Annotated in this window: 19 protein-coding genes and 2 tRNA genes; 17 read left to right on the top strand and 4 right to left on the bottom strand. The window is 71.0% G+C overall.

From position 1 onward, the window contains the following. Positions 1-18: 18 nt before the first annotated feature. Positions 19-89 (bottom strand) — tRNA-Gly (locus tag ACFVU3_RS39330). Between the two features lie 131 nt (positions 90-220). On the opposite strand from ACFVU3_RS39330, the gene ACFVU3_RS39325 reads away from it, so the two are divergent. The 5 genes from ACFVU3_RS39325 (at position 221) to clpX (ending at position 4,925) form a co-directional block, all read left to right on the top strand. Continuing rightward, positions 221-297 (top strand) — tRNA-Pro (locus ACFVU3_RS39325). A gap of 185 nt (positions 298-482) precedes the next feature. Next, positions 483-1,868, top strand: coding sequence for a trigger factor (gene tig / locus ACFVU3_RS39320; protein ID WP_390073597.1), 1,386 nt, complete (start codon positions 483-485; stop codon positions 1,866-1,868). Positions 1,869-2,130: 262 nt separating this feature from the next. Beyond that, the gene (locus tag ACFVU3_RS39315; RefSeq protein WP_043221565.1) at positions 2,131-2,748 is read left to right on the top strand and encodes an ATP-dependent Clp protease proteolytic subunit; all 618 of its coding nucleotides are present in this window, start codon (positions 2,131-2,133) and stop codon (positions 2,746-2,748) included. 65 nt (positions 2,749-2,813) lie between these two features. Then, positions 2,814-3,476 carry an ATP-dependent Clp protease proteolytic subunit gene (locus ACFVU3_RS39310; protein ID WP_132914107.1) on the top strand — a complete coding sequence of 221 codons (663 nt, stop codon included), beginning with the start codon at positions 2,814-2,816 and terminating at the stop codon, positions 3,474-3,476. Between the two features lie 165 nt (positions 3,477-3,641). Continuing rightward, positions 3,642-4,925 (top strand): ATP-dependent Clp protease ATP-binding subunit ClpX, encoded by a 1,284-nt coding sequence (clpX, locus tag ACFVU3_RS39305; protein WP_362475732.1) that lies wholly within the window; start codon positions 3,642-3,644, stop codon positions 4,923-4,925. A 72-nt stretch (positions 4,926-4,997) separates the two neighbouring features. Here clpX and ACFVU3_RS39300 read toward each other — a convergent pair whose 3' ends face one another. Continuing rightward, entirely contained in the window at positions 4,998-5,915 is a 918-nt protein-coding gene (locus ACFVU3_RS39300; RefSeq protein WP_390073596.1) for a hypothetical protein, read from the bottom strand. A 138-nt stretch (positions 5,916-6,053) separates the two neighbouring features. On the opposite strand from ACFVU3_RS39300, the gene ACFVU3_RS39295 reads away from it, so the two are divergent. Further along, positions 6,054-8,681: a valine--tRNA ligase gene (locus ACFVU3_RS39295; RefSeq protein ID WP_390073595.1), complete on the top strand. Its 2,628-nt coding sequence runs from the start codon at positions 6,054-6,056 to the stop codon at positions 8,679-8,681. Positions 8,682-8,743: 62 nt separating this feature from the next. On the opposite strand, the gene ACFVU3_RS39290 is transcribed toward ACFVU3_RS39295, so the two are convergent. After that, entirely contained in the window at positions 8,744-10,294 is a 1,551-nt protein-coding gene (locus ACFVU3_RS39290) for a glycosyltransferase family 2 protein (protein WP_390073594.1), read from the bottom strand. A gap of 101 nt (positions 10,295-10,395) precedes the next feature. Here ACFVU3_RS39290 and ACFVU3_RS39285 point away from each other — a divergent pair, with 101 nt between their 5' ends. Beyond that, complete coding sequence (locus ACFVU3_RS39285; RefSeq protein ID WP_390073593.1) at positions 10,396-11,535, top strand: sensor histidine kinase; 1,140 nt, start codon at positions 10,396-10,398, stop codon at positions 11,533-11,535. Between the two features lie 118 nt (positions 11,536-11,653). On the opposite strand, the gene ACFVU3_RS39280 is transcribed toward ACFVU3_RS39285, so the two are convergent. Next, complete coding sequence (locus tag ACFVU3_RS39280; RefSeq protein ID WP_390073592.1) at positions 11,654-12,676, bottom strand: rod shape-determining protein; 1,023 nt, start codon at positions 12,674-12,676, stop codon at positions 11,654-11,656. Between the two features lie 65 nt (positions 12,677-12,741). Here ACFVU3_RS39280 and ACFVU3_RS39275 point away from each other — a divergent pair, with 65 nt between their 5' ends. From ACFVU3_RS39275 to ACFVU3_RS39230, 10 genes are all read left to right on the top strand, one after another. Next, entirely contained in the window at positions 12,742-14,298 is a 1,557-nt protein-coding gene (locus tag ACFVU3_RS39275; protein WP_390073591.1) for a bifunctional folylpolyglutamate synthase/dihydrofolate synthase, read from the top strand. Positions 14,299-14,304: 6 nt separating this feature from the next. Further along, positions 14,305-14,670: a DUF4233 domain-containing protein gene (locus ACFVU3_RS39270; RefSeq protein WP_390073590.1), complete on the top strand. Its 366-nt coding sequence runs from the start codon at positions 14,305-14,307 to the stop codon at positions 14,668-14,670. A gap of 64 nt (positions 14,671-14,734) precedes the next feature. Next, a complete protein-coding gene (gene ndk / locus ACFVU3_RS39265) occupies positions 14,735-15,148 on the top strand; it encodes a nucleoside-diphosphate kinase (protein WP_169084843.1) in 414 nt (137 codons plus the stop codon). Between the two features lie 221 nt (positions 15,149-15,369). Next, positions 15,370-16,389, top strand: coding sequence for a rod shape-determining protein (locus tag ACFVU3_RS39260; protein ID WP_019886273.1), 1,020 nt, complete (start codon positions 15,370-15,372; stop codon positions 16,387-16,389). 76 nt (positions 16,390-16,465) lie between these two features. Continuing rightward, positions 16,466-17,548 (top strand): rod shape-determining protein MreC, encoded by a 1,083-nt coding sequence (gene mreC, locus ACFVU3_RS39255; RefSeq protein ID WP_390073589.1) that lies wholly within the window; start codon positions 16,466-16,468, stop codon positions 17,546-17,548. Next, entirely contained in the window at positions 17,545-18,213 is a 669-nt protein-coding gene (gene mreD / locus ACFVU3_RS39250) for a rod shape-determining protein MreD (protein WP_390073588.1), read from the top strand. Before mreC ends, mreD begins: the two co-directional genes overlap by 4 nt. Positions 18,214-18,232: 19 nt before the next feature. Beyond that, positions 18,233-20,425 (top strand): penicillin-binding protein 2, encoded by a 2,193-nt coding sequence (mrdA, locus tag ACFVU3_RS39245; RefSeq protein WP_390073587.1) that lies wholly within the window; start codon positions 18,233-18,235, stop codon positions 20,423-20,425. A gap of 4 nt (positions 20,426-20,429) precedes the next feature. Further along, positions 20,430-21,629 (top strand): rod shape-determining protein RodA, encoded by a 1,200-nt coding sequence (rodA, locus tag ACFVU3_RS39240; protein ID WP_390073586.1) that lies wholly within the window; start codon positions 20,430-20,432, stop codon positions 21,627-21,629. Between the two features lie 65 nt (positions 21,630-21,694). After that, entirely contained in the window at positions 21,695-23,224 is a 1,530-nt protein-coding gene (locus tag ACFVU3_RS39235; RefSeq protein ID WP_390073585.1) for a CHAD domain-containing protein, read from the top strand. A gap of 166 nt (positions 23,225-23,390) precedes the next feature. Further along, positions 23,391-25,319, top strand: a complete 1,929-nt coding sequence (locus tag ACFVU3_RS39230) for a TIGR03960 family B12-binding radical SAM protein (RefSeq protein WP_390073584.1) — start codon at positions 23,391-23,393, stop codon at positions 25,317-25,319. Positions 25,320-25,402 lie beyond the last annotated feature (83 nt).

Below are 25,402 nucleotides of genomic sequence, written 5' to 3'. Positions count from 1 at the left end.
GCCCGGAGCCGTACACAGAGCGGGCGACGGGAATCGAACCCGCGTAGCTAGTTTGGAAGACTAGGGCTCTACCATTGAGCTACGCCCGCACAGGATGCGCCCCAGGCCGGAAAGGCCGCGGCACGGACAGCATCGTAGCCGGTCCGGAGCCGTCCGTGCACGCCCCGGAAAGAGGGGGCGTCGCAGCGTCTCCGTGCATGTACCCTACGTGTCGCACCGACGGGGTGTGGCGCAGCTTGGTAGCGCGTCCGCTTTGGGAGCGGAAGGCCGTGGGTTCAAATCCCGCCACCCCGACCAGCATGATCCTCACGATCTCCCGCGGCCCTGACCTCGCGGGTTCTTGATCACGTTGTGGGCCTCATCCCACGTGCGGTTACTATGCAAGCTGCGGGCCCGTGTGTCTTTCTGACCGGGCCCATCGGCCGGAACCGCCCCGCGCGGTCCGTCCGGAATCCTGGAATCAGCCACAAGGAGACCGAACCGTGAAGAGCGCCGTGGAGACCCTGAACCCGACCCGGGTTCGGCTCACTGTCGAGGTGCCCTTCGAGGAGCTCAAGGACAGCCTCGACGCGGCGTACAAGAAGATCAACCAGCAGGTCACGGTCAAGGGCTTCCGCAAGGGCAAGATCCCCGCGCGCGTCATCGACCAGCGCTTCGGCCGCGGCGCCGTGCTGGAGGAGGCCGTCAACGACGCGCTCCCGAAGTTCTACACCGAGGCCGTGAACGAGGCCGAGGTCAACCCGCTGGGTCAGCCCGAGGTCGACATCAAGGAGCTGAAGGACGGCGAGCTGCTGGCCTTCACCGCCGAGGTCGACATCCGCCCGGCCATCGAGATCCCGGACTACTCCGGCATCGAGGTCGAGGTCGACGCCGTCGAGGTCACCGACGAGGACATCGAGAAGTCGGTGGAGCAGCTCCGCGAGCGCTTCGCCTCCACCAACCCGGTCGAGCGCGCCGCGGCCGAGGGCGACGTCGTCACCCTCGACCTGACCGCCGAGGTCGACGGCGAGGTCCTGCCCGACGGTGTCGCCGACGGTGTCTCGTACACCATCGGCTCCGGCGAGCTGCTCGACGGCATCGACGCCGCCGTCACCGGCCTGGAGGCCGGCGGCGAGGCCACCTTCACCTCGCAGCTGAAGGGCGGCTCCGCCGCGGGCAAGGACGCCCAGGTCACCGTCAAGGTCACCGCCGTCGCCGCCCGTGAGCTCCCCGAGCTGGACGACGAGTTCGCGCAGATGGCGTCGGAGTTCGACACCCTCGACGAGCTCAAGGCCGACAGCCGCAAGCGCCTCGAGAACATGAAGCAGTTCGACCAGGCCACCCAGGCCCAGGAGCGCGTCCTGGAGAAGTTCCTGGAGCTGGCGGAGATCCCCGTTCCCGAGAAGCTCCTCGAGGACGAGGTCAACACCCGCAAGCACAACCTGGAGCACCACCAGCTCGGCCAGATGGGCCTGAGCCTGGAGAAGTACCTGGAGCTCCAGGGCAAGACGGTCGAGGAGTTCGAGGCCGAGACCAAGGAGCAGGCGGTCAAGGGCATCAAGACCCAGTTCCTCCTCGACGAGCTCGTCTCCAAGGAGGAGCTGAACGTCGAGCAGGACGAGCTCACCGAGCACCTGTTCCGCCGTGCCGCCTCCTCCGGCATGTCCCCCGACCAGTTCGCCCAGGCCGTCGTCCAGGGCGGCCAGGTGCCGATGCTGGTCGGCGAGGTCGCCCGCGGCAAGGCCCTCGCGGTCGTCGTCGAGGCCGCCAAGGTCGTCGACACCAACGGCGAGGTCGTGGACCTCTCCGACGACGAGGACGAGGTCGAGGCCGCCGCCGAGACGGTCGAGGCCGTCACCGGCGAGGCCGAGGTCGCCGAGGAGAAGTAGGCCCCACCAGGCCGACCGCCGGGGCCCCGCCCCGCGCGCTCCGTATCGCGCCACGGGCCCGGACGCACTGCTGTGCGGCCGGGCCCGTGGACGTACGCGGACCTTTTATGCGCCGCCAACTACCTTGCGCTCCCAGCGAACAGTTCGGGAACCGGGATGGCGTTGTCCTACCTGCGCGTTAGGGTCCATGAATACGGGGGCACTGCCCTCTGAACGAGACGCTGAGACGGCCCGGGGCCGTCGGAGACGAGCAGGTGGATACGTGACGAATCTGAAGCCTTACGCCGCGGGTGAGCCGTCCATCGGTGGCGGCCTCGGCGACCATGTCTACAACCGGCTGCTCGGCGAGCGCATCATCTTCCTCGGCCAGCAGGTCGACGACGAGATCGCCAACAAGATCACCGCCCAGATGCTCCTCCTGGCCGCCGACCCGGAGAAGGACATCTTCCTGTACATCAACAGCCCCGGTGGCTCCGTGACGGCCGGCATGGCCGTCTACGACACCATGCAGTACATCCCGAACGACGTCGTCACCATCGGCATGGGCATGGCGGCGTCGATGGGCCAGTTCCTGCTCACCGGCGGCACCCCCGGCAAGCGCTTCGCGCTGCCGAACACCGACATCCTGATGCACCAGGGCTCCGCCGGCATCGGCGGCACCGCCTCCGACATCAAGATCCAGGCCGAGTACCTCCTTCGCACGAAGAAGCGCATGGCCGAGATCACCGCGCACCACTCCGGCCAGACCGTCGAGGCGATCATCCGCGACGGTGACCGTGACCGCTGGTTCACCGCGGAGGAGGCCAAGGACTACGGCCTCATCGACGACATCATCACGCACGCCGCGGGCGTTCCGGGCGGCGGCGGCACGGGCGCCTGAGGCGCCGGCAGCCCCCGAAGAGCCCCAGCCCCCCGCCGAACGCCACCAGGACGGTGAACACCCAGATGCAGAACAACCTCTCCCCGAGCGGCCTCTACACCGGCGCGCCGATGGACAACCGCTACGTCGTCCCGCGCTTCGTCGAGCGCACCTCGCAGGGCGTCCGCGAGTACGACCCGTACGCGAAGCTCTTCGAGGAGCGCGTGATCTTCCTCGGCGTGCAGATCGACGACGCGTCGGCCAACGACGTCATGGCCCAGCTGCTGTGCCTGGAGTCGATGGACCCGGACCGCGACATCTCGATCTACATCAACAGCCCCGGCGGCTCCTTCACCGCGCTGACGGCGATCTACGACACGATGCAGTTCGTGAAGCCGGACATCCAGACGGTCTGCATGGGCCAGGCGGCCTCCGCCGCGGCCGTGCTGCTCGCCGCCGGCACCCCCGGCAAGCGGATGGCCCTGCCGAACGCCCGCGTGCTGATCCACCAGCCGTCCGGCGGCACCGGCCGTGAGCAGCTCTCCGACCTGGAGATCGCGGCCAACGAGATCCTGCGCATGCGCAGCCAGCTGGAGGAGATGCTGGCCAAGCACTCCTCGACGCCGATCGAGAAGATCCGCGACGACATCGAGCGCGACAAGATCCTGACGGCCGAGGACGCCCTCGCGTACGGCCTGATCGACCAGATCGTCTCGACCCGCAAGAGCACGGCCGCCGCGGCACACTGACGCCCGACCTTCCCTCGGCACGGCTCGCACGGCTCGCGTGGCCGAATCGCGACCATGTGAACCGTGCCAAGGGGGGCCCGAACGGGGGGCCCGGCAAGGTACCGTCGAATATGAGGCACCAGGAGTCGCTGAACCAAGCGCTCCCAGGCGAAGGGGAAGCACCTCGTGGCACGCATCGGTGATGGCGGCGATCTGCTCAAGTGCTCGTTCTGCGGAAAGAGCCAGAAGCAGGTGAAGAAGCTCATCGCGGGACCCGGTGTGTACATCTGCGACGAGTGCATCGACCTCTGCAACGAGATCATCGAAGAGGAACTCGCGGAGACGAGCGAGGTGCGCTGGGAGGAACTTCCCAAGCCCCGCGAGATCTACGAGTTCCTGGAGGGGTACGTCGTCGGCCAGGAGCCGGCGAAGAAGGCCCTCTCCGTCGCGGTGTACAACCACTACAAGCGCGTCCAGGCCGGCGAGAACGGCGGCGCGCAGGGCCGTGACGACGCCATCGAACTGGCCAAGTCCAACATCCTGCTGCTCGGCCCGACCGGCTCCGGCAAGACGCTCCTCGCGCAGACCCTGGCCCGGATGCTCAACGTCCCGTTCGCCATCGCCGACGCGACGGCGCTGACGGAGGCCGGCTACGTCGGCGAGGACGTCGAGAACATCCTGCTCAAGCTGATCCAGGCCGCGGACTACGACGTCAAGAAGGCCGAGACCGGGATCATCTACATCGACGAGATCGACAAGGTCGCCCGTAAGAGCGAAAACCCGTCGATCACGCGCGACGTCTCCGGTGAGGGCGTGCAGCAGGCCCTCCTGAAGATCCTGGAGGGCACCACGGCCTCCGTCCCGCCGCAGGGCGGCCGGAAGCACCCGCACCAGGAGTTCATCCAGATCGACACGACGAACGTGCTCTTCATCGTGGGCGGCGCCTTCGCCGGCCTGGAGAAGATCATCGAGTCGCGGGCGGGCGCCAAGGGCATCGGCTTCGGGGCGACCATCCGCTCCAAGCGCGAGATCGAGGCGAGCGACCAGTTCCAGGAGGTCATGCCGGAGGACCTGGTGAAGTTCGGGATGATCCCCGAGTTCATCGGCCGTCTCCCCGTCATCACCTCGGTCCACAACCTGGACCGCGAGGCCCTGCTGAAGATCCTCGTCGAGCCGCGCAACGCACTGGTGAAGCAGTACCAGCGCCTCTTCGAACTCGACGGTGTCGAGCTGGACTTCGACCGCCCCTCCCTGGAGGCCATCGCCGACCAGGCCATCCTCCGCGGCACCGGCGCGCGCGGCCTGCGCGCCATCATGGAGGAGGTCCTCCAGTCGGTGATGTACGAGGTCCCGTCCCGCAAGGACGTGGCCCGCGTCGTCATCACGGCGGACGTCGTCCGCAACAACGTGAACCCGACCCTGGTCCCCAGGATCGTCAAGAACGACGGCCGCCACGAGAAGTCGGCGTAACCGCACGGCACACGTGAAAGGGGCGCCCCACCGGAATCCGGCGGGGCGCCCCTTCGTCGTGCGCCGTGCGCGTCAGACCTTGACGCGGACTTCCTTGCGGAGCTTGGCGGTGATGGTGGCCGCCTCCTCGAGCGTGCCGGACTTGCCGGAGAGGAGTCCGGCCATGTCCATCGGGACCACGAAGCCCACGGTGCTGTGGTCGGCCCAGACGCAGAAGTTCATCGAGAAGGCCGGGGTGCCCTCGGCGGCGTCCGCCTCGCCCTTCGCCGACTGGCACTTGAGGACGGAGCCCTCCGCCTCGGCCGGGGTGAACGCCTGGGGGCTGCCGACGAGCGTGCCGCCGTCCTTGTCCTTCTCCTTCTCCGCCTCGGCCTTGATGCTGGCGAACAGCGAGTCGACGACCTTCTCGGGGTCCTCGATCTCGCCGTACAGGCCGCTGAAGGAGAGCATCTTGCCGGCGAGCGGGTTCGACTCGTCCCCGGACTTGTAGGTGGCGTCCACGCTCTTCGCGTTCTTGACGCCGTTCTTCTCGGCCTCCTTCAGCGCGTCCTTGCCGTCGGACTCGGAGCCCTTGGCGTCCTTCTTGTACTCGGTCAGCACCGTCTCCGGCGTGATCAGCTTGTGCGGGCCGTCGTTCGCGACGGACGCGCCGCCACCGCCGCCGATCAGGAAGTACGCGCCGACGGCGATCGCCGCGACGACGGCGACCGCGCCGATGATCAGCGGGGTCTTGCTCTTCTTCGGGGCCGGCGGGTGGGGCACGTAGCCGCCGGGGCCCTGGGGGGCGCCGTACTGCGGCTGCTGGCCGTACGGGCCGGGCTGCTGCGGGTAGCCGTACGGCTGCTGCGGCGGCACGCCCTGCGGAGCCTGCTGGGGGTAGCCGTAACCGGGCTGCCCCTGCGGCTGGCCGTACGGGCCGGGCTGCTGGCCGTAGGGCCCGGGCTGCTGAGGCTGCTGGCCCCCGTACGGACCCGGCTGGTTGTAGCTCATCTACTGCTTCCCCTCACAGGACGTTTATGCGTAGCGAACATCCTGTCGGAAGCCGAGGGCCGGTGGAGCGGTGGGGGTCACACCGTTACGGAACAATCGCGTTTCGGGACAAGGCCGGGACCCCCCTAAACTGGCCCCGTGACCGAGAACACTCAGCAGCAGACAGCGCCCATCACCGAACTGCCGACCCAGTACACGCCGGCCGAGGTAGAGGGGCCGCTGTACGAGCGCTGGGTAGACCGGGGGTACTTCACCGCCGACGCCACGTCCGACAAGCCGCCGTACACCATCGTCATCCCGCCGCCGAACGTCACCGGCGCCCTCCACCTGGGCCACGCCTTCCAGGTGACGCTCATGGACGCCCTGACCCGCCGCAAGCGCATGCAGGGCTTCGAGACCCTGTGGCTGCCGGGCATGGACCACGCCGGCATCGCGACCCAGAACAAGGTCGAGCAGCAGCTCGCCGAGGAGGGCAAGTCCCGCCACGACCTGGGCCGCGACGCCTTCGTCGAGCGCGTCTGGCAGTGGAAGGACGAGTACGGCGGCCGCATCCTCGGCCAGCTGCGCCGCCTCGGCGCCGGCCTCGACTGGTCGCGCGAGCGCTTCACCATGGACGAGGGCCTGTCCAAGGCCGTCCAGAAGATCTTCAAGGACCTCTACGAGGACGGTCTGATCTACCGCGCCGAGCGCATCATCAACTGGTGCCCGCGCTGTCTGACGGCCATCTCGGACATCGAGGTGGAGTACCAGGAGGACGCCGGCGAGCTGGTCTCCATCCGGTACGGCGAGGGCGAGGACTCGCTGGTCGTCGCCACGACCCGCGCCGAGACGATGCTCGGTGACACCGCCGTCGCCGTCCACCCCGAGGACGAGCGGTACAGGCACCTTGTCGGCAAGCGGATCAAGCTGCCGCTGACCGACCGCACGATCCCCGTCGTCGCCGACGAGCACGTCGACCCCGAGTTCGGCACCGGCGCCGTCAAGGTGACCCCGGCGCACGACCCGAACGACTTCGAGATCGGCCGCCGCCACGACCTGCCGTCCCTGACGGTCATGGACGAGCACGGCGTCATCACCGTCCACGGCCCCTTCCTCGGCCTGGACCGCTTCGAGGCCCGCTCGGCGATCGTCGGCGCGCTCCAGGAGCAGGGCCGGATCGTCTCCGAGAAGCGTCCGTACATGCACTCGGTGGGTCACTGCTCGCGCTGCAAGACGACCGTCGAGCCGCGCCTGTCGATGCAGTGGTGGGTCAAGGTCGGCCCGCTGGCGCAGGCCGCCGGCGACGCCGTCCGCGACGGCTCCGTCGAGATCCACCCGAAGGAGCTCTCCAAGCGGTACTTCGACTGGGTCGACAACATGCACGACTGGTGCATCTCGCGCCAGCTGTGGTGGGGCCACCGCATCCCGATCTGGTACGGCCCCGAGGGCCAGGTCGTCTGCGTCGGACCGGACGAGCGGCCGCCCGGCACCGAGGCCGAGGGCTGGACCCAGGACCCCGACGTCCTGGACACCTGGTTCTCCTCCGGCCTGTGGCCGTTCTCCACGCTCGGCTGGCCGGAGAAGACCCCGGACCTGGCGAAGTTCTACTCGACCGACGTCCTGCTCACCGGCCACGACATCATCTTCTTCTGGGTCGCCCGGATGATGATGTTCGGCCTGTACTCGATGGACGGCGAGGTCCCGTTCAAGACGGTCGCCCTCACCGGTCTCGTCCGCGACGAGTTCGGCAAGAAGATGTCGAAGTCCAACCCGAACGCGGTCGACCCGATCACCTGGATGGACGCGTACGGCTCCGACGCCGTCCGCTTCACCCTGGCCAACGGCGCCACCCCCGGCGCCGACGTCCCGATCGGCGAGGACTGGGTCAAGGCGTCCCGGAACTTCGCCAACAAGATCTGGAACGCGACCCGCTTCGCGCTGATGAACGGCGCCACCATCGAGGGCCCGCTGCCCGACGTCTCCGAGATGTCGGCGACCGACCGGTGGATCCTCTCCCGTCTCAACGAGACGGTCGCGCAGGTCGACGCGTACTACGACGACTTCCAGTTCGCGAAGCTGAGCGAGTCGCTCTACCACTTCGCGTGGGACGAGGTCTTCGCCTGGTACGTCGAGCTGTCGAAGACGACGTTCTTCGCGGGCGGCGAGGGCGCCAAGGTCTCCGGCCGGGTCCTCGGCGAGGTCCTGGACGTCATGCTGCGCCTGCTGCACCCGATCGTCCCGTTCGTCACCGACACCCTGTGGACCACCCTCACCGGTGGCGAGTCCCTCGTGGTCGCCGACTGGCCCAAGGACTCGGGCTTCCGCGACGAGGCGGCCGAGCGGGAGATCGAGCTGGTCCAGCGGGTCGTCACCGAGGTCCGCCGCTTCCGCAAGGAACAGGGCCTCCAGGACGCCCAGAAGGTGCCCGCCCGTCTCACCCTGGCCGGCACGCCGCTCGTCGCCCACGAGGCCGCCATCCGCCAGATCCTGCGGCTCCAGCCGGAGGGCGAGGCGTTCTCCGCGACGGCCTCCCTGCCGGTGGCCGGGGCCGAGGTCGCGCTCGACCTGTCGGGCACGATCGACGTCGCCGCCGAGCGCAAGCGGCTCGCGAAGGACCTGGCCGCCGCCGAGAAGGAGAAGGCCCAGGCCGAGGGCAAGCTCGGCAACGAGGCGTTCCTGGCCAAGGCACCCGACAACGTCGTGGACAAGATCAAGGGCCGGCTGGCCAAGGCGGACGAGGACATCGCCCGCATCAAGTCCCAGCTGGAGAAGCTGCCGCAGGCGTAGCGCGTACGGCGGAAGGGCCCGGAACCGTCATGGTTCCGGGCCCTTCCGCGTACCCCCGTCCGTCAGGACTCGGTGGCCACCGGGCCGACGCCCGCCGTCTCCGCGTTGCGGCGGGTCTTGGCCCAGCCGGTGCGGCCGCGGAGCAGGCGGACGAAGCCGCGGGCCGAGACGACGAACAGGTGGTAGGCGTAGAGCCAGAGGGCGAGGCCCCACAGGACACCCGAGATCCGGGAGCGGTCGGGGGCGAACTCGCGGCGGTAGACCGGGCCCCAGAGGACGAACGGCACGATCGAGGTCAGAGCGAGGACGAGGGCGAGCGGCCAGGCGGCGAGGACGACCTCGGCCGCGCTGCCGCCGACGACGAGCGCGACGAGCATGACGGCCGTCAGCAGCAGGGTCGCGAGGTGAGCGATCGGCTGGAAGAAGGTGTAGAGCGACTCCAGGACGCCGCGGGCCCGGTAGTGCCGGGAGGAGACGATCCGGCCGGTGTAGCGGACGCAGCTGATGTTGCCCTGCGCCCAGCGGGTGCGCTGGGTGAGGAAGCGGTGGGTGTACGGCAGCGCCTCCTGGCTCACCCAGGTGGCGTGGACGTGGGTGACCCGGTAGCCGGCCAGCCGCATGTGCAGGCCGAGTTCGTAGTCCTCCAGGAGCGCGTCCCGCTGCCAGGGGCGGCGTTCGGCGGCGGCGATCCGGTCGAGCGCGGTGAGGCGGGTGAACTGCCCGTTGCCGCCCAGGCCGACGGAGCCGGTGCGGCGGCGCAGCAGCTGCATCGCGGTGTTGGAGACGGCGAACTCCGCGTCCTGCATGCGGATCAGGAGCCGGGCGTACGCGTGGGCGGCCCGGCCGCGGCCGGGCAGCGGGCGCTCGTCGTCGACGTTCCGCATCCGCACGCCGATCTGGACGCCGCCCATGTCCGGGTCGCCGAACGCCTCGGCGCCGCTGACCAGGGCCAGGGCGGGGTCCTCGCCGGCGGCGCGGGGGAGGTTCTCGGCGATCGACGTCATCCGGCGGGCGTTGCGCAGGATCGCCTCCAGATAGGCGGTCTGCTCGGCGCCCAGAGGGCCGCTCGCCGGGTCGAGGAGCAGCTCGGCGAAGCTGAGGACGGTGGCGAGCGGGGTGCGCAGCTCGTGCAGCGCGCGGCCGGCGAAGGCGGTCCGCTCGTCGGTGAGCGCCGCCAGCCTGCGGACCCGCTGGTCGAGGTCGTCCCGGGCCTCGCGCTGCCGGGTGACGTCCTCGATGAGCAGCAGGTGTCCGCCGGCACCGGCGGGGGAGCGGCGGCGGCGCAGGATCCGCCCGTCCGCCAGGTGGTGGTCGGCGGTCCGGGTGACGGGGCCGTGGCCGCGCGCCTCGGCCAGGAAGCGGTCGCGGTCCTCCGGGCGGGCGAGGAGCGCGGCGACGTGGCCGAGGAGCCGCTCGCCGCCGTCCCGCCCGGCCGGGTCGAGGTCGTCCGGCAGCCGGAGCAGGGCGCGGAAGCGCCGGTTCACCCGCAGGATCCGCCGGTCGGCCCCGACGAGGGCGGCGGCCTGCGGCAGCGCGTCGAGCAGCTCCGCGACGCCGGGCCCGGGGGACGGGGGCTCCTGCGCGGCGGCGGCTTCCTGGAGAGCGTCGGACACGTCTCCGAGTCAAACAGGAATGCGGACGAAGTGCCCGATCTCACAGCAGACGGGACTTCAGGTCCACGGCGTCGGGACCAAGGACCCTGGATGATGGAGGCATGCTCCGCCTCCCCGCCGTCCCCGCGCTGCGCCGCTGTGTGGACCGGTGGGCCGTCTCGCCCCGCGCCCTCGACGTCGTCGCCGCGCTCAGCGCCTTCGCCCTGATGGTCCTGGACGTCCCCGGCCTGGCCCGGGCGGACAACTCCCTCACCGGCGTCACCGCCGCCCTGGTCCTCGCCGCCGGCGCCGCGACCCTGGTGCTGCGCCGGCGGGCCCCCTGGGTGCCGTACCTCGTGGCGCTCGCCCTGATGGGCTGGCTGCACGAGGTGACCCTGATCCAGTTCGCGCTGTACTCGATCGGCCGCTTCCGCGGCCGACGGGCCGCCGTCGCCGCCACCCTGCTCTACATCGGCGTGGCGTACGCCTACTTCCTGACGCCCGGCTGGCCCGTCCGGCACGGCGCCACGCTGAGCGACTTCCTCAGTCTCGTCATCCCCATCGGGGTGCTCGCGGCGGGCGTCGGCATCGCCGCCCACCGCCACGACCTCGTCCGCGCGCTGGAGGTCCAGCGGCGCGAGGCCGCCGCCCGGCAGGCCGTCCAGGAGGAGCGCATCCAGGTCGGGCGGGACGTCCACGACCTGGTCGGGCGCGAGCTGACGGTGCTCGCGGTGCGGGCCGAGGTGCTCGCCGTACGGGCCCGGGGGGACGCCCACCAGAAGGACTTCGAGGAGCTGGCCGACACCGCCCGGCGCGCCCACCTGATGCTGAACGAGACGATCGTGCGGCGCGCCGACCGGGAGGGCGCCACGCCCGGCCTGGAGGGCCTCGCGGACCTGGCCGCCGAGAGCGAGCGGATGGGCAGCCCGGTGGAGCTGGACGTGGCCGAGGAGGTCAAGGCGCTCTCGCCGCTGCGGCAGACCGCGGTCCACCGGGTGGTCCAGGAGTGCCTGACGAACGCGGCGAAGCACGCGCCGGGCCTGCCGGTCGGGGTCGGGATCGGCGTCGACGGACCGGACCTGTGGATCGAGGTCCGCAACGCGCTGCCGAAGACCCCGCCGGACCGCGCCCCCGTCTCCACCGGCACCGGCCTCGTCTCGATGGACGAGCGCGTCGCCAGCATGGGCGGCACCCTCACGGCGGGCGAGAAGGACGGCGACTACGTGGTCCGGGCGACGCTCCCGTCGGGCCTCGGCCGCTGAGACCGGGGTACGCGGCCCCGGCCCGGCAGCCCCGTAGCCCCGCAGTCCCGCAGTCCCGCACGACCGGGGTACGCGTCCCCGTGCTCCCGGGGTGCGTGCTCCCGCCCCCCCGTACGGGCTACCGCACCGACTCCGCCTTCCCCAGCACCCGCTGGAGTCCGTCGAAGTCCTCCACGCAGCGGCCCGAGCCGAGGGCCACGCAGTCCAGGGGGTCGTCCGCGACGAAGACCGGGATGCCGGTCGCCGACGCCATCCTGAGGTCCAGGCCCGGCAGCAGCGCCCCGCCGCCGGTCAGCACGATGCCGTGCTCCATCACGTCGCCCGACAGCTCCGGCGGGCACTCCTCCAGCGTCACCCGCACCGCCGCGATGACCACCTCCACCGGCTCGTCCAGCGCCTGCCGCACCTCCGGGACGGTCAGCTCCACCGTCCGCGGCAGACCGCTGACCTTCTCCCGGCCGCGCACGGTGAAGGTGCGCCGCTCGAACTCCTCGCCGCCCGGCACCGGCCACGCCGAGCCGATCGCCACCTTCACGTCCTCCGCCGTCCGCTCGCCGACCAGCAGCGAGTGCTCCTTGCGGACGTGGTCGGTGATCGCCGCGTCGAAGCGGTCGCCGCCGACCCGCAGCGAGTGGGCCGTGACGATGCCCCCGAGCGAGATCACCGCCACCTCGGTGGTCCCGCCGCCGATGTCGACGACCATCGAGCCGCGCGGGTCGGAGACCGGCAGGCCCGCCCCGATCGCCGCCGCCATCGGCTCCTCGATGAGGTGGACGGCCCGCGCGCCCGCCGAGATCGTCGCGTGCACGATCGCCCGCCGCTCGACCGGGGTCACCCCGCTCGGCACGCACACGACCATCCGGGTGCGCGGCCGGCGGCGGCCCGGGACGGCCTTGCGGACGAAGTGCCGGATCATCTCCTCGGCCGCCTCGTAGTCGCTGATCACGCCGTCCCGCAGCGGGCGGACCGCGGTGATCGACCCGGGCGTCCGGCCGATCGTCTCCTTGGCCTCGGCGCCGACCGCGAGCGCGTGCCGGGAGCCCTCCTGGACCGCCACCACGGACGGCTCGTTGAGCACGATGCCCTGCCCGCGCGCGTAGAGGAGGGTGTTGGCCGTGCCGAGATCGATGCCTATGTCCATGATCGCCAAGTTTGCCGGGCGGTCCCGGCGGACGGCGGACCGAAGGTCCCGAACGGGGTGGGTCGATGGTCCTGTCGGTGGGCCTCCGTAGACTTGGCCCCGTGAGTGACCCGAGCGACCCGCGCGACCACGCCGACGAGACCGCCGACGACTTCGACGAGCTCGTCGACGAAGCGACGAGCCGAGACCCCGACCTGGCGGTGATCGAGGCCGGCAGCCGCACTCTGCGCACCCAGGCCGGACCGCCGCAGGGCGACCCCGTGCCGACCCGCCCCGAGGACCCGGAGCTGGACAAGGCGCTGCGCGAGGTCGAGACCGAGCTCTCGACCCGCTGGGGCGAGACCAAGCTGGAGCCCTCCGTCACCCGGATCGCGGCCCTCATGGACGTGCTGGGCGAGCCGCAGCGCGCGTACCCCTCGATCCACATCACGGGCACCAACGGCAAGACGTCGACGGCCCGCATGATCGAGTCCCTGCTCGGCGCCTTCGAGCTGCGCACCGGCCGCTACACCTCGCCGCACGTGCAGACGATCACCGAGCGGATCAGCCTGGACGGCGCCCCGATCTCCGCCGAGCGGTTCATCGAGACCTACCAGGACGTCAAGCCCTACGTGGAGCTGGTCGACGCCCGGGAGGAGTACCGCCTCTCCTTCTTCGAGGTCCTCACCGGAATGGCCTACGCGGCCTTCGCGGACGCCCCGGTCGACGTGGCCGTCGTCGAGGTCGGCATGGGCGGCACCTGGGACGCGACCAACGTGATCGACGGCTCCGTCGCCGTCGTCACCCCGATCGACCTGGACCACACCGACCGGCTCGGCGGGACCACCGGCGAGATCGCCGGCGAGAAGTCCGGGATCATCAAGCAGGGCGCGACCGTCATCCTGGCCCAGCAGCCGGTGGACGCCGCCCAGGTGCTCCTCAAGAAGGCCGTCGGCGTCGACGCGACCGTGGCCCGCGAGGGCATGGAGTTCGGCATCGTCTCCCGCGAGGTGGCCGTCGGCGGACAGCTGCTGAACCTGCGCGGCCTCGGCGGCGAGTACGAGGAGGTCTTCCTCCCGCTGCACGGCGCCCACCAGGCGCACAACGCGGTCGTGGCGCTCGCCGCCGTCGAGGCGTTCTTCGGCATCGGCGCCGAGCACGCCCGCACCCTCGACATCGACACGGTCCGGCGCGCCTTCGCCGGGACGTCCTCGCCCGGCCGCATGGAAGTGGTCCGCTCCTCCCCGACGGTCATCCTCGACGCCGCGCACAACCCGCACGGGGCGCGCGCCACCGCCGAGGCCGTCTCCGAGGCGTTCGGCTTCTCCCGGCTCATCGGCGTCGTCTCCACCAGCGGCGACAAGGACGCCCGCGGGTTCCTGGAGGCGTTCGAGCCGATCTTCGCCGAGATCGTCATCACCCAGAACTCCACCTCCCGCGCCACCGACGCCGACGCGCTCGCCGCCGTCGCCGTCGAGGTCTTCGGCGAGGACCGGGTCGTCGTGGAGCCCCGGCTGCCCGACGCCCTGGAGGCGGCGATCACGCTCGCCGAGGAAGAGGCCGAGTACGGCGGCGCCGGCGTGCTGGTGACCGGTTCGATCTTCACGGTCGGCGACGCCCGGCTGCTGCTCAAGAGGGGCTGACCCGGCATGCGTACGCTCTGCTCCTCCACGCTCATCGGCGAGTTCTTCGTCATCGGCTTCGCCGGTCTCGTCGCCATGAAGGACGACAGCCTCACCACCTCCACCGTCTGGTGGGTCTGCGGTGTGGCGATGGTCCTCTCCGTGCTGCTCTGCGGGATGATCACCCGTCCCGGTGGGGTCCAGCTCGGCTGGGCCCTCCAGATCGGCCTGATCATCAGCGGCTTCTTCGTGCCCGTCATGTACTTCCTCGGAGCCGTCTTCGCGGTCCTGTGGTGGTGCTCGGTGCACTACGGCCGCAAGGTGGACGAGATCAAGGCCCGCTGGGCCGCCTCGACCACCGCCCAGGGCTCCGCAGGGCCTGACGCTGCGTGACGGAGGGCGGTGCGGGCCCTGTAGATTCATAGACCCGCACACCCCTCCCGAAGGAGTTCCCCCCGTGAGCCAGCGCACGCTCGTCCTGCTCAAGCCCGACGCGGTCCGCCGTGGCCTGGTCGGCGAGATCATCGGCCGCATCGAGCGCAAGGCCGGCTGGACCCTCGCGGCCCTGGAGCTGCGCGAGCTGGACCAGGAGACGCTGGAGCAGCACTACGGCGAGCACAAGGGCAAGCCCTTCTACGAGCCGCTGATGGGCTTCATGTCCTCCGGTCCGGTCGTCGCGCTCGTCGTCGAGGGCGAGCGGGTCATCGAGGGCGTCCGCCAGCTGGCCGGCCCGACCGACCCGATCGCCGCCGCCCCGGGCTCCATCCGCGGCGACTTCGGCACGATCGTCCGCGAGAACCTCATCCACGCGTCGGACTCCGAGGAGTCCGCCGCGCGCGAGCTCAAGATCTTCTTCCCGGGCCTCGCGTGACCCTCGGCTGACTCGCCGTCAGCCGAACGGCAGCCAGATGTGGGGCGACCGAAGGAATTCGGCCGCCCCCAGGCATATGAACGCCAATCCCGGGAACGGATCGCCGCGTCCTACCGTCACCTAGTACAGAGGTGGACCAGCGCGCGCCATCCGCGTGAGCGGCACTACGATGAAAACTCTTCGCCGCACCACCCTCAGCCATGGGAAACAAGGGGAACTTCATGTCGTTCATCGGCCGTGACATGGCTGTCGACCTCGGGACCGCCAACACGCTGGTGTACGTCAGGGGTCGAGGCATCGTCCTCAACGAGCCGTCCGTCGTCGCGATCAACACCAACACCGGCGGAATCCTCGCGGTGGGTGCCGAGGCGAAGAAGATGATCGGCAGGACCCCCGGCAACATCGTCGCCGTGCGCCCGCTGAAGGACGGCGTCATCGCCGACTTCGAGATCACCGAGCGGATGCTCCGCTACTTCATCCTCAAGATCCACAAGCGGCGCTACCTCGCCCGTCCCCGGGTCGTCGTCTGCGTGCCCTCCGGCATCACCGGAGTCGAGCGCCGCGCCGTCATCGAGGCGTCCACCCAGGCGGGCGCCCGCCAGGTGCACATCATCGAGGAACCCATGGCCGCCGCCATCGGCTCCGGCCTCCCCGTCCACGAGGCCACCGGCAACATGGTCGTCGACATCGGCGGCGGCACCACCGAGGTCGCGGTCATCTCCCTCGGAGGAATCGTCACGGCACAGTCCATCAGGGTCGCCGGCGACGAGCTGGACAACGCGATCATCCAGCACATCAAGAAGGAGTACTCGCTCCTCCTCGGTGAGCGCACCGCCGAACAGATCAAGATCACCATCGGTTCGGCCTACGACCTGGAGCAGGACGAGCACACCGAGATCCGCGGCCGCGACCTCGTCTCCGGCCTCCCGAAGACCGTCGTCATCTCGGCCGCCGAGGTCCGCAAGGCCATCGAGGAGCCGGTCAACGCGATCGTCGACGCGGTGAAGACCACCCTCGACAAGTGCCCGCCGGAGCTCTCCGGTGACGTGATGGACCGCGGCATCGTTCTCACGGGTGGTGGCGCCCTGCTGCGCGGCCTCGACGAGCGGCTCCGCCGGGAGACCGGCATGCCGATCCACATCGCCGAGGACCCCCTGGACTCGGTGGCCCTCGGCTCCGGCAAGTGCGTCGAGGAGTTCGAGGCCCTCCAGCAGGTCCTGGACGCCCAGCCGCGCCGCTGACCCACCGGCCGGGCGCGAGCCCGTACGGTACGGACATCTGCACAACGAACCACGAGGAAGGGCACGGCCGCCGCACGTGAGGGACACACGAGAGAGCCGGCTGCTCCTGGTGCTGCTGGTCGCCATCGCGTTCGCGCTGATCACGGTGGACATCCGCGGCGGCCAGGAGTCGCCGGTCGACGGCGCCCGGCAGGCCGCCGCCGCCGTCTTCGGCCCGGTCGAGAACGGCGTCGCGGCGGCGGTCGACCCGATCGGCAACGCCATAGGAGCCGTCCGCGACTCCGGCGAGCGCCACAACCGCATCGCCGCCCTGGAGAAGGAGAACGCCGAGCTCAAGGCCGAGCTCGGCAGCGACGACCGCAACCGCAACCGGCTGCGCGAACTCGACGCCCTCCTCAAGACCGCCGGCGCCGGCCAGTACGGCATCAAGGGCGCCCAGGTCATCGGGATAGGAGCGGCCCAGGGCTTCTCCTGGACCGTCACCATCGACGTCGGCGCCCGCGACGGCATCCAGCGCGACATGACCGTCCTCAACGGCGCTGGACTCGTCGGCCGGGTCACCACCGTCGGCCCGTCCACCTCCACCGTCCTCCTCGCCAACGACCCCGACTTCACCGTCGGCACCCGGCTGGAGAAGAGCGACGAACTCGGCTTCGCCACCGGCCAGGGAGACCGTCCGCTCCTCGTCCAGCTCCTCAACGGCAAGGCCAAGGTGAAGCCGGGCGACCGCCTCGTCACCTTCGGCTCGGCCGGCGACCGGCCCTTCGTGCCCGGCGTGCCCGTCGGCGAGATCGTCCGCGTCGACCCCATGGGCGGCGGCCTGACCCGCAACGTCTACGTCCGCCCGTACGTCGGCTTCAGCAAGCTCGACATCGTCGGCGTCGTCGTCCAGGCCCCCCGCTCCGACCCGCGCGACACGGTCCTCCCGCAGAAGCCGAAGCCCGCGCCGACCGTCACCGTCACGGTCACCGCGAAGCCGCCCGCCGACGGCGAGCAGGCCGGCGAGCAGCCCCAGGGCCAGGCGGCCGACCGGCCCGTCCAGGACCAGCCGCAGGACCCGCAGGCGCGGGACGAACCGCAGGACCAGGAGCAGGACCAGGCGCGGGCCCCGCAGGGCCAGGCCAGGAACCCGAACGACCAGGAGGACGCGACACCGTGAAGTTCAACCGCATCCTCCTCTCCGCGACCCTGATCGTGGTCGCCCTCGTCGTCCAGGTCTCCGTCCTCGCCCGGCTCCAGCTCCCCGGCGCCGTACCCGACCTCGTCCTGCTCACCGTCGTCGCCCTCGCGCTCGTCCACGGCCCCGTCACCGGCTCGCTCGTCGGCTTCTCCGCCGGCCTCCTCGCCGACCTGGCCCCGCCCGCCGACCACGCCGCCGGCCGCTACGCCCTCGTCCTCTGCGTCGTCGGCTACCTCGTCGGCCTCGCCCGGCCCGAGAACGGCCGCTTCACCTCCGCGGTCGGCCCGATGGCCGCCGTCGTCGGCGCGGCCGTCGGCTCCACGCTGCTCTACGCGGGCGTCGGCGCCCTCGTCGGCGACACCGCCGCCCGCCACGTCGGCCTCGCCTCCCTGCTCTTCACCGCCGTCGTCTACGACCTGCTGCTGGCCCCGTTCACGGTGCCGCTCATCATGGCCCTGGCCCGCCGCGCCGAGAACGACCCGGTCGCCGACGCCACGGGCGCGGGCGCGGGGGACGTCGCCTCCGGCTGGCTCTCCTCCGGCACCGGCCTGAGGATCGGCACCCAGCGCGGCGGCCTCCGCGTCAAGGCCGCCCGCAACCGCGCCACGCGCGCCGGACGCATCAAGGGAGTCAAGCGACTGTGACCGAGGGGGCACCGGCAGCATGACCAACATTCCCGAGACCGGGAGGACCCCCCGGGTCCAGACCCGGCTCGTCGTCATCCAGATCCTCGTCTTCTCGCTGCTGCTCACCCTGGGCGGCCGGCTCTGGTACCTCCAGATCCGCAACGGCAAGGAGTACGCCGACGAGGCCAAGAGCAACAACATCCAGCAGGTCGTCACGCCGGCGGTCCGCGGCTCCATCCTCGACGCCCGCGGCGTCCCGCTCGCCGACAACGAGACCCGGCTCGTGGTCTCCGCCTCGCGCACCGAGCTGATGAAGATGAAGGACGACGGCAAGGCCGTCCTCACCCGGCTCGCCGGCGTCCTGCGGATGAAGCCCGAGGACGTCGTCAACAAGATCCGGCTCTGCGACTCCAAGACGCCCAAGCCCTGCTGGAACGGCTCCCCGTACCAGCCGATCCCGGTCACCGACGAGGCCACCGTCCAGCAGGCGCTCACCATCCGGGAGAGCACCGAGGACTTCCCCGGCATCACCGCCGAGCTCACCGCCGTCCGCCGCTACCCGGCCCCCGGCAAGGCCCGCACCGCCCAGGTGCTCGGCTACCTCTCGCCCGTCACCGACGACGAGATCACCAAGGCCAAGGACAGCGACTCCCCCTTCCTCCGCTCCGACCAGGTCGGCCGCTCCGGCATCGAGCGCACCTACGACAAGGAGCTGCGCGGCAAGGCCGGCGTGACCCGGTACGAGGTCGACAACCTCGGGCGGGTCATGGGCCAGACCAAGTCCGACCCGGGCGTGGCCGGCTCCACCCTCGTCACCAGCATCGACTCCCGCGTCCAGGGCGTCGCCGAGTACGAGCTCGCGCAGGCCATGAAGACGGTCCGCAACGAGACCGACAAGATCACCGGCCGCAAGTACGAGGCCGACTCCGGCGCCGTCGTCGTCATGGAGACGAAGACCGGACGGGTCGTCGCCATGGCCTCCCAGCCCGACTACGACCCCAACGTCTGGATCGGCGGCATCTCCGCCAAGGACTACGCCGGGCTCACCAGCAAGAACTCCAACTACCCGCTGCTCAACCGCGGCATCCAGGGCCAGGCCCCGGCCGGCTCCATCTTCAAGGTGATCTCCGCGAGCGCCGCCGTCCGGGCCGGCTACGACTTCAACGACACCTACAACTGCAGCGCGTCCTACAGCCTCGGCAGCCGCAGCTTCGCCAACTTCGAGTCCCAGGGGCACGGCCCCATCACCCTCGGCGACGCCCTGAAGTACTCCTGCAACACCGTCTTCTACGCCCTCGGCCACAAGGAGTGGCAGAAGGACGGCGGCATCACGGCGAACAAGGACTCCAAGGACTGGTTCTACGTGACCGCCCGCGACTTCGGCCTCGGCTCGGAGACCGGCATCGACCTGCCCAACGAGGTCAAGGGCCGGATCCCGGACCGCCAGTGGAAGCAGGCGTTCTGGGAGGCCAACAAGGACGCCTGGTGCAAGCAGGGCAAGAAGGGCGGCAGCTACGTCGAGCAGATCGCGTACGAGAACTGCCTCGAGGGCAACCAGCTGAAGGCGTACGACAGCATCAACTTCGCCATCGGGCAGGGCGACGTGCTCGTCACCCCCATCCAGATGGCCACCATCTACGCGGCCATCAGCAACGGCGGCACCCTCTACGACCCCTCCGTCGGCAAGGCCGTGATCAGCCCGGACGGCAAGCAGGTCCGCGAGATCAAGCCCAAGGCCCACGGCAGGCTGCCGGTCGGCGCCCAGACCGTCCGCGACCTCGACAAGGGCCTGCGCTCGGTCGTCGAGCCCGGCGGCACCGCCGCCTGGCGCTTCGGCGGCTGGCCCCAGGACAAGATCCCGATGCGCGCCAAGACCGGCACCGCCCAGGTCTACGGCAAGCAGACCACCTCCTGGCTCGCGACCTACACCGACGACTTCACCATCGTCATGACCATCTCCCAGGGCGGCACCGGCTCCGGCGCCTCGGGCCCCGCCGTCCGCAACATCTACGACGCGCTCTACGGTCTCGACGACGCCGGCAACCAGGACCTCAAGCGCGCCCTGCTCCCCGGGCCGCAGAAGACGCTGCCGAAGGTCAACGCCGACGGCACCATCGACGCCCCGGTGGTCAAGGCGTACGACCCCAAGTCCCAGCTGGTCGAACCGACCGAGCAGAACGGCGCCGCGCCGCCGCCGCTCGCGGGCACGCCCGCCAACAGGAGGGACTGACCCGATGACGACGCGGAGCAACTTCTCCGTCTCCCGGTACGCCCCCGACCGCGGTGCCGTCGCCCGGCTGACCGCCCGCGACTCGGTGCTGCGCCGGCTCGACTGGCCGATCCTGCTCTCGGCGCTGGCCCTCTCCCTCATCGGCTCGCTGCTGGTGTGGTCGGCGACCCGGGGCCGGACCGAGCTGAACAACGGGGACCCGTACTACTTCCTCTTCCGGCACCTGCTCAACACCGGCATCGGCGTCGCGCTGATGATCGGCACGGTCTGGCTCGGCCACCGCACCCTGCGCGGGGCCGTCCCGGTCCTCTACGGCCTGTCGATCGTGCTGATCCTGGCCGTCCTCACCCCGCTCGGCGCCACCATCAACGGCGCCCACGCGTGGATCGTGGTCGGCGGCGGCTTCTCGCTCCAGCCCAGCGAGTTCGTGAAGATCACCATCATCCTGGTGATGGCGATGCTGCTGGCGTCGAAGGTGGACGCGGGCGACCAGCTCCATCCGGACCACGGCACCGTCGCCAAGGCCCTGGTGCTCGCCGCCCTCCCCATGGGCATCGTCATGCTCATGCCCGACCTGGGCTCCGTCATGGTCATGGTCGTGATCGTGCTCGGCGTCCTGCTCGCCTCCGGCGCCTCCAACCGCTGGGTCCTCGGCCTCATCGGCTCCGGCGTCGCCGGCGCGGTCCTCGTCACCACCCTCGGCATGCTCGACGAGTACCAGATCAACCGCTTCGCCGCCTTCGCCAACCCCGAACTCGACCCCTCCGGCGTCGGCTACAACACCAACCAGGCCCGCATCGCCATCGGCTCCGGCGGCCTCTACGGCGCCGGCCTCTTCAACGGCCACCAGACCAGCGGACAGTTCGTCCCCGAACAGCAGACCGACTTCGTCTTCACCGTCGCCGGCGAGGAGCTGGGCTTCATCGGCTCCGGCTTCATCCTGCTGCTGCTCGGCATCGTCCTCTGGCGGGCCTGCCGGATCGCCCGCGAGACCACCGAGCTGTACGGCACAATCGTCGCCGCCGGCATCATCGCCTGGTTCGCCTTCCAGGCGTTCGAGAACATCGGCATGAACCTCGGCATCATGCCCGTCGCCGGCCTGCCCCTCCCCTTCGTCTCCTACGGCGGCTCCTCCATGTTCGCCGTCTGGGTCGCGATCGGACTCCTCCAGTCGATCCGGGTGCAACGCCCGATGACCGCCTGACGCTCCGCCGCACCGAGAGCCGGATCCGACGTATGACGGACGGCCCCGGCGGTTAGATTCGACGTATGGCGGAGACCAAGCGCGAGATCGAGCGGAAGTACGAAGCCACCGCGGAGACCCGGCTGCCGGACCTCACCCGCGCGGCCGGGGTCGCCTCGGTCACGGGCGAGGGCGTCACCGAACTCGACGCGGTCTACTACGACACGGCCGACCTGAGACTCGCGGCCGACGCCCTCACCCTCCGGCGCCGCACCGGCGGCCTGGACGCCGGCTGGCACCTCAAGTTCCCCGTCGCCGCCGGCATCCGTGACGAGATCAGGGCCCCGCTTTCGGAGACGCTCCCGCACTCCCTGGCGAGGCTCCTGCGCTCCCGCGTCCGCCGCGCCGGAGTCGTCCCCGTCGTCCGCCTCCGCTCCTCCCGCGACGTGCGGCACCTCCGGGACGCCGACGGCACGATCCTCGCCGAGCTCTCCGTCGACACCGTCCACGCCGACCGCCTCCTCCCCGGCCCCGGCGGGAGGACCACCGCCGCCTGGACCGAGATCGAGGTCGAGCTCGCCGACGACGCCGACCCCGCGGTCCTCGACGCCGTCGAGAAGCGGCTGCGCAAGGCCGGCATCCGCCCCTCCGACAGCTCCTCCAAGCTCGCCCGCGCCCTCGGCGAGACCGGACTCGCCCCCGGGCCGCCGAAGCCGGCCGGGCCGGACGGCGACGGCTCCGCGGGCGCCGCCGTCCTCGCGTACGTACGGGAACAGGCCGAGGCCGTCGTCCGGCTCGACCCCGCCGTCCGCCGCGACCTGCCCGACGCCGTCCACCAGATGCGGGTCGCCTGCCGCCGCCTGCGCAGCGCCTTCAAGACCTTCCGCGAGGTCCTCGACCGGGACGTCACCGACCCGGTCGGCGCCGAGCTGAAGTGGCTCGCCGGCGAGCTCGGCCACGCCCGCGACCAGGAGGTCCTGGACGCCCGGCTGAGCGACGCCCTCGACGCCCTGCCCCGTGAGCTCCGCCACGGCCCCGTCCGCGGCCGGTTCCGCACCTGGAGCAACGCCCGCTCCCGCGGAGCCCGGCACCGCGTCCTCGGCGCCCTCGACTCGCCCCGCCACCTCGCCCTCCTCGACGCCCTCGACGGAGTGCTCGCCGACCCGCCGCTGCGGCCCGCCGCCCGGAAGAAGGCCGCGAAGGTGCTGCCGAAGGCGATCCGGCACGACCACCGCCGGCTCGCCGGCCGGATCGGCCCCGCGCTCGGCCTCGACCCGGGCCACGAGCGGGACCTCGCCCTCCACGAGGCCCGCAAGGCCGCCAAGCGGGCCCGCTACGCCGCCGACGCCGCCGTACCCGTCCTCGGCAAGCCCGCGAAGCGGTTCGCCAAGAGGGTGAAGGCCGTCCAGAGCCTCCTCGGCGACCACCAGGACACCGTCGTCGCCCGCGCCGCCCTGGACGACCTCGCCCTCCAGGCCGAATCGGCCGGCGAGCCCTCCTTCACCTGGGGCGTCCTCCACGCCCGTCAGGAGGCCGCCGCCGCGGCCCAGGAGCGCGAGCTGCCGGGGGTGTGGGAGCGGGTCGTGACCGGACACGCGGCCGGTCGTCCGATCTGACGTGTGCTCTCCCGCGCGCGGGGGGACGGCCCGCCGCGCGGGATCGCCGAGGTCCGTCGCGCTCCGCGCTCCCCGCGGCGACGGGGGCCGAAGATCGTTGTATAGGGGGTGCTCCGTGGCGCGTTACGCTTGAGAGTCGCCCCCTGCCCGCTCACGAAGGTTCGAGATGTCTGCTGCCGAGTCTGTCTTCCCACAGCTCGAAGCTCTGCTCCCGCACGTGCAGAAGCCGATCCAGTACGTCGGTGGAGAGCTGAACTCCACCGTCAAGCCCTGGAACGAGTGCGACGTCCGCTGGGCGCTGATGTACCCGGACGCGTACGAGGTCGGTCTGCCCAACCAGGGCGTCATGATCCTCTACGAGGTACTGAACGAGCGCGAGGGCGTCCTCGCCGAGCGCACCTACAGCGTGTGGCCGGACCTCGAAGAGCTGATGCGCGAGCACAAGGTGCCGCAGTTCACCGTCGACAGCCACCGCCCGGTCGGCGCGTTCGACGTCTTCGGCCTGTCCTTCTCCACCGAGCTGGGCTACACCAACATGCTCACGGCGCTGGACCTCGCCGGCATCCCGCTCGACGCGGCGGACCGCACCGTCGACCACCCCATCGTGCTCGCGGGCGGCCACGCGGCCTTCAACCCCGAGCCGATCGCGGACTTCATCGACGCGGCCATCATCGGCGACGGCGAGCAGGCCGTCCTCGACATGACCGAGATCATCCGCCGGTGGAAGGCCGAGGGGCGCCCCGGCGGCCGCGAGGAGGTCCTCCTCCGCCTCGCCAAGACCGGCTCCGTCTACATCCCGGCGTTCTACGACGTCGAGTACCTGCCGGACGGCCGCATCGGCCGCGTCGTCCCCAACCGCTCGGGCGTGCCGTGGCGCGTGTCCAAGCACACGGTCATGGACCTCGACGAGTGGCCGTACCCCAAGCAGCCCCTCGTCCCGCTCGCGGAGACCGTCCACGAGCGCATGTCCGTCGAGATCTTCCGCGGCTGCACCCGCGGCTGCCGCTTCTGCCAGGCCGGCATGATCACGCGCCCCGTGCGGGAGCGAAGCATCACCGGCATCGGCGAGATGGTGGACCGCGGTCTGAAGGCGACGGGCTTCGAGGAGGTCGGCCTCCTCTCCCTCTCGTCCGCGGACCACTCGGAGATCGGCGAGATCGCCAAGGGCCTCGCCGACCGGTACACCGAGGACAAGGTGGGCCTGTCCCTCCCCTCGACCCGCGTCGACGCCTTCAACGTCGACCTCGCCAACGAGCTGACCCGCAACGGGCGCCGCTCCGGCCTCACCTTCGCCCCCGAGGGCGGCTCCGAGCGCATGCGCAAGGTCATCAACAAGATGGTCTCGGAGGAGGACCTCATCCGGACCGTCTCCACCGCGTACGGCAACGGCTGGCGCCAGGTGAAGCTGTACTTCATGTGCGGCCTGCCGACGGAGACCGACGAGGACGTCCTCCAGATCGCCGACATGGCGATGAACGTGATCGCCGAGGGCCGCAAGGTCTCCGGCCAGAACGACATCCGCTGCACCGTCTCCATCGGCGGCTTCGTGCCCAAGCCGCACACCCCCTTCCAGTGGGCCCCGCAGCTGTCGGCCGAGGAGACGGACGAGCGCCTGCGCAAGCTGCGCGACAAGATCCGCGGCGACAAGAAGTACGGCCGCTCGATCGGCTTCCGCTACCACGACGGCAAGCCCGGCATCGTCGAGGGCCTGCTCTCCCGCGGCGACCGCCGCATCGGGTCGGTCATCCGCGCGGTCTACGAGGACGGCGGCCGCTTCGACGGCTGGCGCGAGCACTTCTCGTACGACCGCTGGATGGAGTGCGCGGAGAAGACCCTCCCCGAGTACGGCGTGGACGTCGCCTGGTACACCACCCGCGAGCGCTCCTACGAGGAGGTCCTGCCCTGGGACCACCTGGACTCCGGCCTCGACAAGGACTGGCTCTGGGAGGACTGGCAGGACGCCCTCGACGAGACCGAGGTCGAGGACTGCCGCTGGACCCCGTGCTTCGACTGCGGCGTCTGCCCGCAGATGGACACCCACATCCAGATCGGCCCCACCGGCAAGACGCTGCTGCCGCTGACCGTGATCAAGTAGTCCCCGCACGAACGAGAGGGGCGGGCCCCCCGCGGGACCGACCGGGGCGCCCCACCGGTGGGGGGGGGCCGGGGGGCACGCGG

It is taken from the genome of Streptomyces sp. NPDC058052 (assembly GCF_042885515.1).
Classification (GTDB): Bacteria; Actinomycetota; Actinomycetes; order Streptomycetales; family Streptomycetaceae; genus Streptomyces.
Note: the sequence above shows the minus strand (reverse complement) of the source record. Positions and strands in the feature narration are given on the sequence as shown.